Source organism: Actinomadura rugatobispora (genome assembly GCF_042656285.1).
GTDB classification, from domain to species: Bacteria; Actinomycetota; Actinomycetes; order Streptosporangiales; family Streptosporangiaceae; genus Spirillospora; species Spirillospora rugatobispora.
In genome coordinates this window covers 13451-28845 of sequence record NZ_JBHSON010000046.1, presented here as the reverse complement: position 1 = coordinate 28845, position 15395 = coordinate 13451, and the positions used below count along the sequence as shown (strand labels likewise).

At 73.4% G+C, this 15395-nt stretch carries 8 protein-coding genes; 4 read left to right on the top strand and 4 right to left on the bottom strand.

Annotated elements, in window-relative coordinates:
* Position 1 precedes the first annotated feature (1 nt).
* The 4 genes from ACFPZN_RS29635 to ACFPZN_RS29620 are packed head-to-tail and all read left to right on the top strand — an operon-like array spanning position 2 to position 6587.
* Positions 2–586 (top strand): toll/interleukin-1 receptor domain-containing protein, encoded by a 585-nt coding sequence (locus ACFPZN_RS29635; protein WP_378285531.1) that lies wholly within the window; start codon positions 2–4, stop codon positions 584–586.
* Entirely contained in the window at positions 583–2682 is a 2100-nt protein-coding gene (locus ACFPZN_RS29630) for a hypothetical protein (protein ID WP_378285530.1), read from the top strand. Before ACFPZN_RS29635 ends, ACFPZN_RS29630 begins: the two co-directional genes overlap by 4 nt.
* Entirely contained in the window at positions 2679–3389 is a 711-nt protein-coding gene (locus tag ACFPZN_RS29625) for a hypothetical protein (RefSeq protein ID WP_378285529.1), read from the top strand. Before ACFPZN_RS29630 ends, ACFPZN_RS29625 begins: the two co-directional genes overlap by 4 nt.
* 36 nt (positions 3390–3425) lie before the next feature.
* The gene (locus ACFPZN_RS29620; RefSeq protein ID WP_378285528.1) at positions 3426–6587 is read left to right on the top strand and encodes a DUF4132 domain-containing protein; all 3162 of its coding nucleotides are present in this window, start codon (positions 3426–3428) and stop codon (positions 6585–6587) included.
* Here ACFPZN_RS29620 and ACFPZN_RS29615 read toward each other — a convergent pair.
* The 4 genes from ACFPZN_RS29615 to ACFPZN_RS29600 all read right to left on the bottom strand — a co-directional run bounded on the left by ACFPZN_RS29615 (position 6562) and on the right by ACFPZN_RS29600 (position 15394).
* Entirely contained in the window at positions 6562–9948 is a 3387-nt protein-coding gene (locus ACFPZN_RS29615) for a DUF4132 domain-containing protein (protein ID WP_378285527.1), read from the bottom strand. The genes ACFPZN_RS29620 and ACFPZN_RS29615 overlap by 26 nt on opposite strands.
* A gap of 54 nt (positions 9949–10002) precedes the next feature.
* The gene (locus tag ACFPZN_RS29610; protein WP_378285526.1) at positions 10003–11532 is read right to left on the bottom strand and encodes an ABC transporter substrate-binding protein; all 1530 of its coding nucleotides are present in this window, start codon (positions 11530–11532) and stop codon (positions 10003–10005) included.
* A gap of 263 nt (positions 11533–11795) precedes the next feature.
* The gene (locus tag ACFPZN_RS29605) at positions 11796–14114 is read right to left on the bottom strand and encodes a xanthine dehydrogenase family protein molybdopterin-binding subunit (protein ID WP_378285525.1); all 2319 of its coding nucleotides are present in this window, start codon (positions 14112–14114) and stop codon (positions 11796–11798) included.
* Complete coding sequence (locus ACFPZN_RS29600) at positions 14111–15394, bottom strand: cytochrome P450 (protein WP_378285524.1); 1284 nt, start codon at positions 15392–15394, stop codon at positions 14111–14113. The genes ACFPZN_RS29605 and ACFPZN_RS29600 overlap by 4 nt, the downstream gene beginning before the upstream one ends.
* Position 15395: the final 1 nt, after the last annotated feature.

Sequence of the window (15395 nt, the reverse complement as noted above, 5' to 3'; positions counted from 1 at the left end):
CATGACCAAGGTCTTCGTCAACTACATGACGGGCGACGAGGAGAACGTCGCCGCGATGCTCGACGAGCACCTGTCGGACCGATTCGACTCGAAGGTGTTCTTCCGCGCGAGCAAGTCGATCCCGTACGGGGACGACTTCCGGCCCGCGCTGCTGGAGGCCGTCCGTGCCAGCGACGCCCTGCTCGCCGTCATCGGCGCCCGCTGGCTGGCGGACGCCGAGGACGGCCGGCGCAGGATCGACCGGGAGGACAACTGGACGCGGCGCGAGATCGTGGAGGCGTTCGACCACGGCGTCCGCGTGATTCCCGTGCTGGTCGGGTCGGCCGGCGCCCTGACCGCGGAGGTGCTCCCGCCCGAGCTGGCGCGGCTGGCCTACTGCCAGTACGCGCGGCTGGGCCACCGCAACCTGGCGGGAGACCTCGACCTTCTCGCGGCGAAGCTGAAGGAGCTCGTCCCCGGGCTCACCGAGAAGGAGCGGTCCGCCGAGGGGGCGCACGTCGTGAACAACGCTCACGGCAACGCGAAGATCGGCATCCAGGGCGTCGTCCACGGCGATCCCAGTTTCGACTTCGGCGGGAAGCCGTGAGCCCGGCGCGGCGAGAGGGGCGTTCCGCCGAGGTCCGCAACGAGGCCGGCGGCAACGCGACCATCGGCGTGCAGGGCGTCGTCTACGGGGACGTGCGGTACGAGGTCAAGAGCGAGGACCCGCCCGAGAGGAAGTTCTGGGTCGCCAAGAACTGCCTCGCCGGCGGCATGCCGCGGCGCGCGGAGGAGCTGATCCAGGAGGTGTTCCAGGTCGGCTTCGCCCGCCCGCCGTCCACGCTGGCCAACGAGGTCGCCTTCCACTGGGTGCTCGCGGTGCTGGGCGACCGGTCGTTCGAGCTCCTCGGCCACGAGGAGTTCGGCGATATCGAGCGGGCCCGGACGCTGGCCGCCGACGGGCCCGCCGACGACTGGCGCCGGGCGCTCGACGTCCTGCTCGAACTCGTCGACTGCCTGCGGCTCCAGGAGCGGACGGGACGGGACCACCCGGAAAGGCTCGACGCCTGCTTCGCCGGGTTCGATGGGCTTTCCGAGTCCCTGCGTGAGGAGATCCGGCGCCATCTGGACCTGATCCTGACCGGCGCGATCCAGGACCACCTCGACGCGAGGTTCGCCGAGGTCGTCCGGCGGGCGCGCACGGCCGACCGGCGGGAGGAGCGGGTGTGGAAGTTCTTCGAGCCCGAGCCGGCCGAGCCGCAGCCGATACCGGTCCGCGAGCCGGGCCTGGAGGTGCTGCAGCAGACGGCGGCGGCGGGGGGCGCCCTGCTGGGCGGCGGGGCGCTCATCCTGTCCTTCGCCCTGCTCGCGCTGCTCAGCGTCAAGGCGGCGGTGATCGTCGGCGTCGTGCTCGTGGCGGGCGGCGGGCTGCTCGCCTTCTGCCTCCCGTCGCACTTCCCCAAGCGCTACTCGGCGTTCGCGCCGCGGAATCCGGGCCCCAAGGACCCCGACTTCGCCGCGCGGGTCGAGGAGATCGTCCGGCGGCAGTTCGCCCGCCGCGCGCCCGAGGACGCGCTGCGGGGGGCCGGGTGGCACGTCGCGATGGGACGGTTCCGGGCCAGGCTGGCCGAGGAGCTCGTCGACCTCTACAGCAGGCCCGGGACCGAGCCGAGCACGATCGAGTGGCTGGCCGACTGGCACGCCAAGAAGATCGCGCGCAGGTGGAGGAGCGGTGAGCTGAGGGACACCCGGCGCGTCGTGAAATGGCTGGGCGTCGTCCCCGGCGCGGGCGTCACGGCGTTCACCGTGCTCTCCATGCTCTGGAAGATCTACCAGTCGGAGCCGCGGATCACGCAGGTGGCCGTCGGCGGGTTCCTGGGCGGCGCCCTGCTGCTGGCCCTCGGCCGCGCCGACGTCCACCTGTGGAGCCGGATCACCTACACCAGGAACAGGTCCGAGGCCGAGACCCGCACCCGCGAGGAGAGGGAGGCCTACGAGCGGCGGGTCGCGCTCCTCGACGACCGGCCCGACGACGCCGACATGGTGCGCTGGCTGGACTACGACAAGATCTACCTCAGGCGGCTGGCCATGAACCAGCACGGCCTGGCCAACCGGGACGTGGTCGCGCACGCGGTCCTGACCGAAGCCGCGCCGCAGGCCCGGCGGGCCCGGTTCAGCAACGGCCCGCCGCGGTTCTCCGCCTACCGCGTGTGGATCTTCCTGTTCACCCTGGACGGTGTGCGGGAGATCAACGTGCGCCTGGACTTCCCGACGGGCATCGCGCAGGACCAGCAGCGCATCGAGTTCCGCTACGACGTGATCGCCGCGGCGCGCGTCACCGAGGTCGGGCTGCGGTTCGACGACGGCCACCGCGAGATCATCCTGCCCCGCGCGGAACGGCCGGGCGAGGGCGCCAAGGAGCGGCGCGACGCCGGCCCGTCCTCGTTCATCCTCTTCCAGGAGTTCCGCCTCACCCTCACCAGTGGCGAGCCGATCTCCATCACGGTGGAGAACCTGGACGGGGCGATCCTGGAGGACGACCAGAACCGCGTCCCGGACGACTCGGAGTTCACCGGCGCGCTCCGCATCCTGGAGGCGGTCGCCGCCGACGGCCGGGACTGGATCGCCCGCGCGCGCAAGCGCCGCGACCACCGCGACCACCGCGGCCACGCCCACGCCTCGTCCAACGGCGACCGGCCATGAGATGCCGCTACTGCGGGAACCTCGACCTGTCGCCCCTGCCCTTCTGCACGCACTGCGGCGAAGAGCAGCCCCCGGCCGAGGCCCCGCGTACTCCGGGGACGGCGTGGGAGGTCCCCCGCCACCAGCGCCCGCGGGACCCGGCGGCCGAACGGTGGATGAGCATCGGACTGTCGGCGCTGGTCCTTGTCGTGCTCATCGGCGGCGGCGTGATCACCTTCCGGCACTGGCCCACCCGCGACCCCGGCCGCGTCGCCGCGGTGTCGCCGTCCGGGCCGGCCGGCTCGGACGCACCGGCCGCGCAGGTCGGCGCGATGGCGACGCTGCTCCGGTCGATCAGCGCGTCGAGCGGCGACCTGCCGGGCACCCTGGGCTCCTGTTCGAGCGTCGAGTCCGACATCGGGCCGCTCCGGCGGCTGATCGAGGAACGCACGGGCCACCTCCAGCAGGCGCGGAACCTGCGGACCGACGCCGTACCGGACGGCGATTCGGTGAAGCAGGCGCTGGTGTCCATGCTCCAGGTCACGCTTGACACCGACCAGAAGTACCTGACCTGGGCCGAGCGCCCGCTGTGTACGAGCGCCTACGGCGATGCCGCCATCACCGAGGCCAACAATGCCGCCACAAGGTCGAAGCAGACGTTCGTCGGCCTCTGGAACGGCCTCGCCACCGAATACGGCCGGCAGACCTACACGTGGGACGACCTCTGACCGCGACGTCCGAGGCGGGCCGTAGGGTCGGACGCCATGGAAGATCACATCCCCGAGCTCCCCGAGGGCCGACGGCCCTATCCGCGGCGTAACGGCCCGTACGTGTCCGAGGCCGTGCCGGACCCGGCCGCGGCGGCGCGCCTCGACGCGTCCGTTCGCGCGGAGGACGATCCCGCGCGGGCGGCCGTCGCGGCGATGGCCGCGCACGGGAACGGCACGCGCGACTGCCCGGACTGGCTCCCGGACGCGTGGACCGCTGAGCGGGGGGTCGCGTTCGCCGCGTGCGCGGTCGCGGAGCTGAGCGGGTACCAGTACCGCTGGGAGACCGGCGGCACGTTCGTGCCCGTCAAACCGCTGCAGGACGACAGCCTCTATGTCCTCGGCGGTGCCGGTGTGCAGCGGATGCGCGAGCTGCTGGCCGCCGCGGGCGAGGAGGAGTACGCGGCGGCGGAGCGGCGGCTGGAGGGTCACCGGCGCACCCGGGGCCAGCGGTTCGTGGCGGCCTTCCTGGTCCCGACGCGGACCGACTGGGTGGACGAGTGCTGCGCGCACCCGCCCCTCTACAACAACCACGTCATGACCGAACAGTATGAGCTGCTGCTGTGCTCGCTGAGCACGCCGCACCAGGTCGGCCTGCTCCGCCCTCTCCCATGGCCCCGCTACACCGTGCTGACGGAGAGGCTCGCGGACACGCTGGTCGACGGGCTCGGCGCGGAGGCGCTGCCGCTGCTGCTGGACCTGCTGGAGAACCAGATCGCCGAGAGCCGCCGGCAGGTGCTGCGGGCGCTGGCGACGCTGCCGTCGGACGCGGCGTTCCAGTGCCTTGTCGACCGGGTCGGCGACAAAGAGGCCCCGCCCGCGCTGCTCAGGGCCATGGAGGCGTTCCCGCGCCGGGCGCTGCGCCTGCTGCCGCCGGCCGCCGCGGGTTCCACCAAGGCCGCCGGCGTCGCCGCCGACCTGCTGCGCCGCCACCTGCGGGGGCACCGCGACCTGGCCGCCGAGGTGGTGCCGGGCCTGCCGGACGGCGCGCGCAAGGTCGCCGAGCGGACGCTGGCCGAGATCGACGACGCGGCCTCGGAGGCCCCCGCCGCGGCCCTGCCCGCCGTGCTGGCCTCGCCGCCGTGGGCGGTCAAGCGGAAACGGGCCAAGGCCGTCGTGATCCGGGGGCTGGAGCCGCCCGCGCCGGTCGCCGTTTGGGAGCCGGGCGAGCGGGAGGGGTGGGCGCCGATCAGGTCGAACGGGTACTGGTACATCTCCGACCGCGGCCAGGACCCGGAGGAGATGGCCCGGAAGTTCGGCAGCCTGGACCCGTTCCGGCAGGGGAAGACCCTGGCGACGGTGTCGGAGGAGGTCGCCCGGCCGCGGCTGGCGTCGTGGGTGCCGCGCTACCTCTACCCCTGGGACATCTGGGAGAGGGCGCTGCTGGCCCGGTTCGAGCTGGACGCGCTGCACGTGGTCGGGCTGCTCGGCAAGAGCCACCCCGACTTCGCGGCCGAGCTGGCGCTGCCGTTCCTGGACACCGGGCTCGTCGAGCTGGTGGCGCGCTGCCTGATGCGCGTGCGGCGGGCGCGCAGGGCCGCCGTCGCCTGGTTCGCGCGGCACGGCCTGGCCGCCGTCCCGTACCTGGTGCCCGCCGCGCTCGGTAAGCCGGGCGCGGTGCGGCGCGACGCCGAGGGCGCGCTGCGGCACCTGGCGGCGGAGCACGGAGCGGGCCCGGTGGTGGCGGCGGTGCGGCCGTACGGGCAGCAGGCGGCTGACGCGGTCGCCGGCATGCTGGCCACCGACCCGCTGGAGGTGCTGCCCGCCTCGTTCCCCAAGCCGGCGGCGTGGAGCGATCCGCGCACGCTCCCGCGGATCCGGCTGAAGGACGGCCGGGCGCTGTCGGCCGAGGCCACCGGGCACGTGCTGACGATGCTGTCGATCAGCAAGCCCGACCAGGTGTACCCGGGGGTGCCGATCGTCCGGGACGCGTGCGATCCGGGGTCGCTGGCCGCGTTCTCCTGGGAGCTGTTCCGCGGCTGGGACCTGCACGGCGCGCCGACCGCGGCGGGCTGGGGGTTCCAGCAGCTCGCCTGGCTGGGCGACGACTCGACGGTGCGCCGGCTGGCGCCGCTGATCCGGTCCTGGCCGGGCGAGGGCCGCAAGCAGACGGCCGCCACCGCGCTGGGTCTCCTGGCGGGCATCGGCACCGAGACGGCGCTGGCGCACCTGTACGGGATCGGGCAGAAGGCGCGGTCGGACTCGCTGAAGAAGCGGGCGATGGAGTGGGTCGACGAGGTGGCCGCCGATCTGGGGCTGTCGCGCGGGCAGCTCGCCGACCGGCTCGTGCCCGCGCTCGGGCTGGACGCGGACGGCAGCATGACGCTCGACTACGGGCCGCGCCGGTTCACCGTCGGGTTCGACGAGCAGCTCAAGCCGTACGTGCGCGACGAGGACGGCCGGGCCCGCAAGTCCCTGCCGCGTCCCGGCGCGGGCGACGACCCGGGGCTGGCGCCCGCCGCGCACCGGCGCTTCGCCGAGCTGCGCAAGGACGTGGCCAAGGTCGCCGAGGACCAGGTGCGGCGCCTGGAGGAGGCGATGGTGCGCGGCCGCCGCTGGCCGGAGCCCGAGTTCCGGAAGCTGATCGTCGATCATCCGCTGCTGTGGCACATCGCGCGCCGGCTGGTCTGGGTGGACGACGCGGGAACGGCCTTCCGGATCGCGGAGGACCGCACGCTCGCCGACTCCTCCGACGAGCCGTTCACCCTGCCCGCCTCGGCCCGGGTGGGCATCGCGCATCCCGTCGGGCTGGGCGAGAAGGGCGTGGCGGCCTGGTCGGAGGTGTTCGCCGACTACGAGATCCTGCAGCCGTTCCCGCAGCTCGGCCGGCCGGTGCACGAGCCGACCGAGCGGGAGCGGGGCGCCTCCTCGCTGGAGCGCTTCGAGGGGCTCAAGGCGGCGGGCGGGCCGGTCATGGGGCTGCGGCAGCGGACCTGGCACGACGGGCCCGCCGACGACGGCCTCGCCCGGGAGGTGGCCGAGGGCGTCCACGCGGTGGTCAGGCTGTTCCCGGGCTTCGGCTACGGCGGTGCGCGGGACGGCGAGGAGCAGGAGATCCAGCGCGTCCACCTCACCGAGGGGACGTGGGGGGACCTGGATCCCGTCATCGTCTCCGAGGTGATCGCGGACCTGACTACGCTGACGTGGCGGCGTCCTTGAGGACGGTCAGGTCGCGGAGGAGTTCGGACGCGGTGACGTCGTCGAGGTCGCCGAGCCGGACCGGGTCTCCGGACGGCGTCCCGAACCGGTCGCCGGACACGAACGCGTGGGTGAGGGTGTGCTCCTCGAACGCGTGGGCGTCGGCCGCGACGAAGCCGGGGTCCAGGTGGAGCAGCGCGTACCGGTCCTCGGGGAGGGGGCGCAGGAAGGCGTGCTCGATGCCCGCGTCCTGCGGGTCGCCGCGTTCCCAGCCCCGTGTGGTCAGGCCGAGGATCACGCCGGCCGGCACGGTCAGGCCCTCGAACCGTTCGAGCCGGGAGCCGCTTCGCTCCTCGTCGGAGAGGCGGTGGGTGTCGCGGCTGAGCTGCGGGAACGGCTGGGTGATCTCGTAGTCGGCGAAGATCTGGGCCCAGGTCGCGAGGTCGCCGCCGAGGTCGAGGGGGTGCGCGATGCCGATCCGGGCGCCGGCGGGGAGGGCGAAGGCGTCGTCGGCGGCGTCGGCGGGGGTGAGGTCCTCGGCGATGCGGAACGTGCGCGTGGTCTCCTCTGTGGTGGCCAGCCAGACCAGGCGGCGCGCGACGTGCCGGGTCAGCGGGTGGCGGGCGAACAGCTCGGTGAACTCCTCGGGGGTCCAGCGGCGCCGGTCGGCCATGGCGCGTTCGAGCCGGTGGACCAGGTGGGCGGCGATGGCGCGGACGTCCTTCTTGAGCTGGGCGAACCGCCGGTAGGCGGCGGGGGCCAGCTGGGCGTCGTCCTTCGCGCCGGGTTTGGGGAGGGATGTGCGCAGTCTGCCCGCCTGGTCGGTGACCTGCGGCCTGAGCGCCTCGTCGAAGCCGATGGTGAACGTCCGGGGCCCGTAGTCGAGGGTGAGGGCGCCGCCGGCGTCCAGGTCGAGGGCGGGGACGAGGCGGTCGGCGAGCTGGTCGGTGGTGAGGCCGAGCCGCTCGGCGATCTGCCCGATCCGTTCGATCGCCTTGGTCTTCAGGCCCTTGTACCGGACGCGTTGCGCGATCTGGTCGAGGCACATGAGGGCGGTGTCGGTGCCGAGGGCGGCGAGGACGTCCAGGCCGGTGACGGCGCGGGCGTGCCCGCCCTCGCCCGGCCATTCCCGGAGGAGCGGGGTGAGGCGGCGCGCGGTGTCGTCGTCGCCGAGCAGGCCCAGCTGGGTGAACGCCCAGTTGGTGCGGGCCGGCATGCCGTTCGTCCGCCAGGCGCGGAACACCGCCCAGGAGAACGCGGCCAGGGACGCCGGGTCGCAGGTCTCGCGCACGATCCGCAGGCCCGGGTGCGGGGCGTCGAGCGGTGAGAGCGCCAGCGTCGTGAGCAGGTGGGCGACCGAGTCGTCGGGCAGGCGGGTGCGGCGGTCGCGCAGCGCCACCTGGGGGAGCGAGGCGGGGTCCAGCCAGCCGGGCGTGGCGGGGACGGTGGGCGGGAGGACGTCCAGGGGGTCGGTGGCGAGGAACGCCTGGAGCGCGGCGGCGGCCCGTTCGCCGTGCTCGCGGGCGGCGGCCGGCACCGTCTCGTCGCCGTGGACGGCGGCGATGTGCCGGAGCGCGGCCTCGGCGGCCTGGCGGGCGGGACCCGCCTTGCCGAGCGCGGCGGGCACCAGGAGCCGGGCGGCGGCGGTGCCGTGCCATTCGAGCCAGGCGGCCGCGGTCTTCCGGACGGCCTTCAGCCGGACGAACCAGTCCGCCATGAGCGCGGCCACCTCGGCGCTCCGATAGGGCAGGAGGAACTCGCCGAAGGAGCGGGAGTTGTGCCGAGCCCCCCGCAGCACGTGCGGGTAGACCTCCATCTCGAACCGGGCCACCGTCCGCTTGATCGCGTTGGGGACCCGGTGCCCTTCGGTGGTGTCCCACTCGGCGAGCAGGGGCTGCGCCACCTCCAGGGGAGCCTGGGCGAACACCAGGGGAAGGACGATCCCGCTGTCGCGCCAGTCGCCGGGACGCCAGATCCTGTCCCAGCCGGGTGCGACGCCGTAGTGGCCGATCCACTCCTTGATGTCGGCCTCGGCCCAGTTCTGGCGGGCGCCGTCTGTCCAGTGGATCGTGACCTCGTCCGGGGCTTTCAGACCCGAGATGGTGACGGGCTTGGCGAGCTCGGAGCGGCGGGTCCAGGCGGGGGCGACCAGCATCCTGGGCAGCACGTCGGCGGCGGCCTCGGGGAATCGCCGGGTCGTCTCCAGGCTCGAGTGGACGAGGTCCCGGGCCCCCGAGCCGAGCTTGTCGGCGGTGGCGCGGAGAAGGTCCGGCTCGGTGCGCGCCCAGGTGTCGAGGACATCGGAGGCGACCACGCCCATGCGGCCCCCCGTGGAGCACAGCCGGGTGGTCCGGCGCAGCGTCCGCACCGGGTAACGGCGCAGCGCGTCGCGCAGCGGGCCCGTCTCGGGGCTCTGCTCGGCGAGCTCCAGCAGCAGGCGGAACGAGGCGTCGCCGGGGATCGCGGCCAGCACCGCGAAATCGACGTCGTTGAATCGTTCGGAAGCCTTGGAGAGCAGCGGGGCGAGCGCGTCCCCCAGCGCCACGGCCATCGTGGTCAGCACCGGGCGTTCGAGCGCCTCGCCGCTCAGGACCGCCGAGTCGCCCATCGCCGCGAGCTGTTCCGGGGTGCTCAGGGAGCAGAACCGCATGGTCCACACGCCCTTGGCGAGAAGGGGCTCCTCCGGACGTTCCCGGCACCACTGCTCCACCCAGTCCAGCTCGGTGGGGACGAGGTAGGCGGCGGTCGCGCGCCGGACCGGGGTGGTGCGGAGCGAGGCGAGCCGTGCCACCGCGGAGCGGTACTCGTCGTCGGAGGCGGCGGCGAGCAGGGCGCGCATGCGGCGGCCCGCCCGCCGGCCGCGCAGGTACCGCTCCGCCGAGTCGTCCTTCCGCTCGGTCCGCAGGGCGGTGATCTCCCCGGACAGGGGGTGGCGCGTCGCGTGCTCGCGCTGCCGCAGTCCCTGGAAGCCGCGCCACACCACGATGCCCTGCAGCTCGGTGAACGCGCACGCGGCGAAGGCGACGCCGTGCTCCGCGGCCCACGCGTCGATCACCTCCGCGTAGCGCGCGGCGGTCTCCTCCTCGTCCGAGCCCGCCGCGTCGCCGTCGAGGCCGAGGACCGCGCCAGCGACGACGGCCGCGCCGACGGGGTCGGCGGCGCCGTCCAGGTAGGCGCGGGCCGCCTCCGCCGCGTCGGCGTCCTCCACCACGGCGAGGACCTTCTCGATCTCGGCGCGTTCGCCGTCGAGCCGGGCCCGCCAGCGGTCGGCGGCCTCGGCGTCAGGCTCGGCGGCCGGGACGGGCCCGAGGTCGCGGCGCGGATGCAGCTGCGCCGGCCACGAGTCCGGGACCGTCATGATCTCCTCGTCCGGGATGTTCATGAACGAAGAGACGGAGCCCGTCGCCCGGCGGTTCCGCCGCCTCCCCCCGCGGCGTCACCGTCGCATCCACAGCTCCTCGGGCAGCAGCGACCCGAAGCCGTACAGCCTGGCGCCGTGGACGTTCCCGGCCGTCTCGACCGCGGGCGCGGCACGGGTGTAGTAGACGACGGGGACGAGGGCGGCCAGCCGCTCCTGCACCACCTTGTAGGCCGCCTTGCGTTCCGCCATCGAGGTCGACAGGCGGCCCTTGTCCAGCGCGGCGTTGAGCTGCGGATCGCTGAGTCCCGAGTAGTTGGCGGAGGACCGGCCGTGGTGGACGGTCCACAACTGCGGTTCGGGGTCCACCATCAGGGCCGAGGAGATGAGCATGTCGTAGTCGCGCGAGGCGAAGAGCGCGGCGGTCTCGGCGGAGGCGATGATCCGGATCTTGACGTCGACGTTCCTGAACGCGCTGAGCTGGGCCTGGACGCTTTCCGCCACGGCCCTGGGGTCCGGGCTGGTCTGGGCGGTGAAGGTGAACGAGACGCGCTTGCCCTCGGCGGCGAGCTGGTCGAACAGCTTCTGCGCGGTCTTCTTGTCCTGCCTCGTCAGCGGGATGTCCTCGTAGAACGGCGAGGTCTCGGTGAACAGCCTGTAGGGGATCTTCCCCTTGCCGTTGTAGACGGAGAGGTCGGTGGCATCGAGGTCCAGCGCGGCGGCGATGGCCTGGCGCGCGCGAAGATCGTTGAACGGCGGCCTGCGCGTGTTCATGGTCAGGGCCTGACCGCCGCTCAGCGGCATGACCTGGGTCGGGAATCCGGCCTTGCGGGCCTTGTCGATGCTCTTCCAGCTGGTGTCCACGACCACGTCGGCGCCGCCGCTGGTCAGGCTGCTCAGCCGCTGCATGGTGTCGGACGTGGAGCGCAGCTCGATGCGGTCGAGGTAGGGCTTGGGGGCGTCCCAGTACCTCGGGTTCTTCACCAGCATGATCTTGTCCTGGCGGTCCCAGGACCTCAGGGTGAACGGGCCCGCGCCGGCGGGAGCGGCGTCGTAGGCCCGCTGCCCCTTCGCCAGCGCCTTCGGCGAGGCGATCCAGTTCATCCCCCCGGCGACCACGGAGTGGGCGTAGTTGGGGATGGGCATCCGCAGCGCGATCTTCAGGGTCCGGGCGTCCACGACCTCGGTCGAGGCGACCATCGCCGCGTCGCGGATGGAGGAGGAGCCGGTGGCCGGGTTCCGGATCCGGTCCCAGTTGAACTTCACGGCGTGCGCGTCCAGCGGTGCGCCGTCGGTGAAGGTCAGGCCGGCGCGCAGCTTCAACTCGAAGGTCGCGCCCTTGTCCTTGGTGGTGAAGCTCTCGGCCATCTGCTGGTCGACGCGGCCGGTCTGGACGTCGTTGGTCATCAGGGTGCCGTACAGGGCGTTGCCCAGGACGGCGTTGAACGCCCACGCGTTGGACATGGCCGCGGGATCGAGGCTCCGCGGCTCGTTGATCATGATGATGCGGGCGGTGCCGCCGGGCACGGGGTCGCCCGCCGGCCCGGTCGAGGTGATGGCGGCGTGGCCGTTGCACGCGGCCGTGACCAGGGCCGCGGCGCAGGCCACGGCGGCCGCCTGGAAACGTCTGGTTGCCGGGAAACGTCTGGTTCGGTACACAGTCGCCTCTCATCAGCGGTCGGGGGCTACAGCTGATCGACAGTTCTTCGGGGTGGGGGCGCCGTCGCGGTGCGGCGAACGGCGGCGTCGACTGTTCTCTCCGGGAGGCGGCTTGGACGTCGGCGTCACAGGCCTTGCCGGTTCTCCGGCGGTGTTCCGAGAGGTGCCCAAGATCGCACCGCCGCACACCACCGGCGGGGTGGCCGTATCGGTCAGTTCGGTGACTCGAGCAGGGAGACGATGGCCGCGGGGCTTGCGGGCAGGCGCGTGATCCGCACGCCGAACGGCGACAGCGCGTCGGCGACGGCGTTGATCACGGCCGGCGGCGCGCCGATCGCGCCGCCCTCCCCGACCCCCTTGTACCCTCCGGGTCCGGGTCCGGGGATCTCGACGTGGCCGTACTCGATCGTGGGGACGTCGGTGGTGGTCGGGAGCAGGTAGTCCATGAAGGTGGTGGCGAGCGGGTTGCCGTCCTCGTCGTGGGCGAGGTGCTCCAGGAGGGCGCCGCCGATGCCCTGGACGGTCCCGCCGGCGATCTGCCCCTCGACGACGTTCGGGTTGATCATCGGCCCGGCGTCCTCGCTCACGATGTAGCGCAGCAGGGTCACCTCGCCGGTGGTCACGTCGACCTCGCAGGTGCACACGTGCGTCGCGTTGGCCCAGAGCAGGGGGCTCCGCGCCTTGTACCGGGCGCTCGCCTCCAGGCCGGCCGAGATGCCCGGCGGCAGCGCCTCCGGCCGGAAGTAGGCGAGTTCCGCCAGTTCGGCGTAGCCGACCGCGGCGGACGGTGTTCCGCGCACGCGGGCGCGGCCGTGCGCGAGTTCGATGTCGCCCTCCGCGGCCTCCAGGCGGTGGGCGGCCAGCGCCACGAGCTTCTCCCGCAGGACGCGGGCGGTCTCGGCGACGGCCCCGGCGGTCATGGATCCGCTCCGGCTCCCCCCGGTCCCCGCGCCGAACGGGGTGACCGCGGTGTCGCCCTGGATGGTGGCGACGTCCTCGATGTCGACGCCCAGCGCGTCGGCCGTCAGCTGGACCACGGTGGTCTCGATGCTGTTGCCCGTCGAACCGCCCGCCACGTAGACGTTCACCTTGCCCGACGGCTCGATGCGGATCGTCGCGCCCTCCGTTCCGTAGTAGCCCATCCCGGTCGTGGTCGGCTCCACGTAGGCGGAGACGCCGACCCCGAGGTACCGGCCCGCCTCGCGCGCCCGGCGCTGCTCGTGCCGGAAGGCCTCGTGGTCGAGCATCGCGAGGGCCTGCTCGAAGGTCTCCAGCGGCGACATGTGGTCGTAGGGCATGCCGCTGGGGTTGGTGAAGGGCATCTCGTCGCCGCGCAGCAGGTTGCGCCTGCGCAGCTCGATCGCGTCGATGCCCAGCCGGCGGGCGGCGATGTCGAGCAGCACCTCGCGCGCCACGGACTCGAACTGCCAGGGGCCCCGGTAGGCCGTGCGGCCGCTGGTGTTGGAGAACACCGACGTGGTCGACCAGGCGCCGCGCGGCACCCGGTAGGGGCCGGGGAAGAACATGCCGACGGCGCCGGCCGTCTTGACCGGCCCCGGTGTCGGGTAGGCGCCCACGTCCTGGACGTGGTCGAGCCGCACGGCCAGGATCGCGCCCTCGTCGTCGAACGCCATCCTGACCGTGCCGTGCTCGTGGCGCGCCTGGCCCGCCGCCATCAGGTTCTCGCGCCGGTCCTCGATCCACTTGAGGGCGCCGCCGACCCTGCGCGCGGCCAGCATCACGCACATCTCCTCCCGCTGGGGGACGACCTTCTGGCCGAAGCCGCCGCCGGTGTCGCGCATGATGACCCGGACGGAGTGCTCGGGCAGCCCCAGGAGCCGCGAGCAGAACGCGCGGACCTCGTGCGGGGCCTGGGTGGCGGCCCAGATCGTCATCTCGCGGCTGCCCGCCGTCCACTCCACCACCAGCCCCCGCGTCTCGAGCGGCACCGCCGCGTAGCCCTGCTGGTAGACGGTCTCCTCGACGACGTGCGGCGCCGAGGCGAAGGCGTCCTCGACCGTTTCCGGCGGCGGCCCGGACGCCTGGCCCGCGATGTTGCCGGGGTAGCCCTCGTGGATCTGGACGCCGGCGGTCTGCGCCTCCCGGTAGTCGGCGATCGCGGGCAGCGGCTCGTAGTCCACCTCCACCAGCTCCGTCGCGTCCTCGGCCAGGTAGCGGTCCTCGGCGACCACCAGGGCCACCGGGTCCCCGACGAAGCGCACCTCGTCCGAGGCCAGCGGCGGCCAGGCCAGGCCCGCGTCCCGGCCGAGCGAGGTGTACCACTGCTCCTTCACGTCCGGATTGAGGTCCCCGGCCAGGAACACCGCGTGCACCCCGGGCAGCTCCAGCGCCTGCGAGACGTCGACGTGCGTGACGCGCGCCCGCGCGATGGGGCTTCGCACGAAGCAGGCGTGGAGCATCCCCGGCCGCGCGATGTCGTCCACAAAGGTGCCGTGCCCGGTCACCAGGCGGCCGTCCTCGACTCGCTGGACCCGGGCGCCCGCGTAGCGGGCCGCGGCGGTCTCGGTCATCCCCAGGCCACGGGCAGCGTGTGGACCCCGAAGACGACCATGTCGGTGCGCAGCGGGATCTCCGCGGCGGGGACGTCGAGCCGCAGGTCCGGCAGGCGCGTGAACAGCTCGGCGAGCCCGATGCGCAGCTCGACGCGGGCGAGCTGCTGGCCCAGGCACTGGTGGACGCCGTGGCCGAAACCCAGGTGCGGCGCCCGGGGCCGGGCGAGGTCGAGCCGCTCGGGCGCGGACCAGCGCGCGGCGTCGCGATTGGCGGTGGGCACCGAGATCAAGACGGTGTCGCCGGCGGGGATGGTGACACCGGCGACGGTCAGGTCCTCGGTGGCGATCCGGCGCGGTCCGGTGTGGATGATCGACAGGTAGCGCATCAGTTCCTCGACCCCGTTGTCGATCAGGGCGGGGTCGGCGCGCAGCGCGGCGAGCTGGTCCGAATGCTCCAGCAGCGCGAAGGTGCTGAGCGCGAGCATGTTGGCGGTGGTCTCGTGCCCGGCGCCCAGCAGCGTGAGGCCGATGTCGACCAGTTCGGCGTTCGACAGGGGCGGGTCGGCGGCGAGGTCGCCGCGGATGAGGCCGGAGAGCAGGTCGTCGCCGGGGTCCTCGCGCTTCGCGGCCACCAGCGTGCGCATGAACTCCAGCAGCTCCAGTCCCGCCTGGGCCTGCACCTCCGCGCTGTTGCCGGTGTTGAGCGTGATCGCGCTGCGTTCCTGGAACTCCGCCCGGTCCTCGTAGGCGACGCCGAGCAGCTCGCAGATCACCAGCGAGGGCAGCGGCAGCGCGAAGTCCGCGACCAGGTCGGCCCGGGTGCCGCCGGCGCGCATGGCCTCGACGAGCTCGACGGTGATCTCGTGGACCCGGGTCTCCAGCGCCTTCATGCGGCGCACGGTGAACTGGCTGATCAGAAGACGGCGCAGCCGGGTGTGCTCGGGCGGGTCCATGAAGATGAACATGCCGTCCCGGCGCTCGCCCTCGTGCACCGGGCAGCCGGACGGTCCCGCGGCCACCTGCTCCGGAGTCAGGTTGAACGAGCTGGTGCGCCGGATGACGTCGGAGCTGAACCGGACGTCGGACAGGACCGCGCGGGCCTCGTCGTATCCGCTGATCACCCACAGGTCCGCGCCGTTGGCCAGCCGGATCTTCGAGACGGGCCCGTCCTCGCGCAGCCGCTCCCGCGCCTCCGGCGGGTCGAACGGGCAGCCCGGCCGGCGCTCCACCTGCTCGGGCGGGAACGGGCGCTGCCCGACGATGGAGGCGGGACGGCCGTGCTGTTTCGCGGTGCTCATC

Excerpts from the sequence above, each read along its gene's own strand:
- ACFPZN_RS29635 (WP_378285531.1), top strand. The coding sequence starts at position 2 with ATGACCAAGGTCTTCGTCAACTACATGACGGGCGACGAGGAGAACGTC.
- ACFPZN_RS29625 (WP_378285529.1), top strand. The coding sequence starts at position 2,679 with ATGAGATGCCGCTACTGCGGGAACCTCGACCTGTCGCCCCTGCCCTTC.
- ACFPZN_RS29620 (WP_378285528.1), top strand. The coding sequence starts at position 3,426 with ATGGAAGATCACATCCCCGAGCTCCCCGAGGGCCGACGGCCCTATCCG.
- ACFPZN_RS29615 (WP_378285527.1), bottom strand. The coding sequence starts at position 9,948 with ATGAACATCCCGGACGAGGAGATCATGACGGTCCCGGACTCGTGGCCG.
- ACFPZN_RS29605 (WP_378285525.1), bottom strand. The coding sequence starts at position 14,114 with ATGACCGAGACCGCCGCGGCCCGCTACGCGGGCGCCCGGGTCCAGCGA.
- ACFPZN_RS29600 (WP_378285524.1), bottom strand. The coding sequence starts at position 15,394 with ATGAGCACCGCGAAACAGCACGGCCGTCCCGCCTCCATCGTCGGGCAG.